Here is a 1,735-nt window from a genome sequence, read left to right on the forward strand (position 1 = left end):
AATGATAGGAGAGGTTAAAGGTGAAAAGGTAAAAAACGAAAAGTAACTGTCTCATGCAAGGAAAATTGAAATTAACAATGAGTTAATGATTTCCGCTCGTCCGAAAGAAAGCTTGTGTAATACAAGATAAACCGTAAGTTTAGTTAAAATGATTGATTGGAATTCTTATGAAAAAGTTGAGTATCGTCCTTTGGTTAGGTTTGATTATTAATTTGATAGTTATCGGAGGATTTTTTTATTATTTGCAATTACAGCAGACAGCTCAAAATAGTTTAAGTTATCAGGGGCAAGAAGTTCTTAAAGAGCTTTATCCTATAGCCAAACTGATAGCCATTGCTATTGCGATACAGATGGTTAGTGTATTATTGCTTTTCATTCATAAAAAGCTGGCGCTCTTTTTGGCTATGTTGTCTGGTTTTATAACACTTCCCTTGGGGTTTGTTTATATCATCGGTTTTCTTTTTAGCTATAACAATTTACGTTTTTCTGGGTTTCCACTATTTAAATGGGTAAATAAAAAGCAACTTTCTCCTTACCTTCATTTCCGTCAGGAACGTTTTTATATAATCGCAGTCTTATTGGGTGTAGCTGCTATTATTCAGTTAAGTGCAGAAGTATCTATGGGGTATACAGGTTATGAAGCATCTATGGGGAAAGTGTTAGCTAGTGCTGCAATCGTATCTGCTTTTAACGGTATTCGCCTTGCTTTTCGACCGGTGTTAGGTATTTATGACAATCAATTGGTTATTACACCTTCTGCATTTAGTAAAACGTATCAGGTAGGTTGTGATCAGGTGTTGATGAAGGAAAAAGGCAAAAATATTATTAGTTTTGTTATCCATACTGATTCATTGAAGGAAGTTGTGAATATTAATCGTAATCTTATTGAAATAGTTGATGCCTATGCTGGTATTGACGAAATTGAAAAAAGGTTAATACAACAAGAGGCTATAGAATGAAAGGCATTATCCGTATTCACGATAAAACCACTCACGGTGGTCAGGTGTTGAGTGAGATATGAATGTTATTCCAATACTGGCATTGACAAGAACAGGCGGATATTATCGCTTTATGCTCTCCCATTGAGAAACAGAAAGAAAGTTATACTTTTGGATTACAGTATAGGAGGATGCATTCTCATTTGAAATTGAGATTCATTCTTTTTTACGACAGTTTTACGTATTTAAGTTACAGGTTTGAAAATGACGTTGGTTATACCGAGTTAAAAGATAATGATAATGAATATTATTTTATTGTATAGATTGATTGTCCGGTTGTATTTGAATGAGCAACCTTTATATGTAAATAAATGTCATCTTGTTTATGTTTTGTTTAATATTCTGGGATTTATCTTTTTGTCTCAATGGTTATATTATCTCGGTATTAGGCAAATTGTGCTTTTTGATGAATGAAGACTTGATTTTTATATGCACCCATTAAGAGAATGGCCTTATTCATAAACCGCGTATCCTGTTAATGCAGACATTAATTGATAGCGTATAAAGGGTCTGCGCTATTATTTATGTTTCGGTTAAACCGCCGGTCAGGAAATATCTGATCCGGTTTGTTGTTTCCCGAATTTATTATGGACGGAACAATTGGGTTCTGCCGTCCAAGGCGAAGGTGCAACGCGGCCGGTCGCCACCAATTCAACGGCTGCGGGGCGTGCTGCCAACCGCAGAGTTGAAATCCGTCTGGTACCTAACGCAGTCGCCTGCCAGCGACTGCAACAAGT

1 protein-coding gene is annotated in these 1,735 nt (G+C 36.0%); it reads left to right on the forward strand.

Annotated features, from left to right (window positions below):
• Positions 1-167 precede the first annotated feature (167 nt).
• Positions 168-959: a hypothetical protein gene (locus AM629_RS21010; protein ID WP_054481740.1), complete on the forward strand. Its 792-nt coding sequence runs from the start codon at positions 168-170 to the stop codon at positions 957-959.
• Positions 960-1,735: the final 776 nt, after the last annotated feature.

The sequence above is a fragment of the Photorhabdus heterorhabditis genome (genome assembly GCF_001280945.1).
GTDB lineage: Bacteria > Pseudomonadota > Gammaproteobacteria > Enterobacterales > Enterobacteriaceae > Photorhabdus > Photorhabdus heterorhabditis.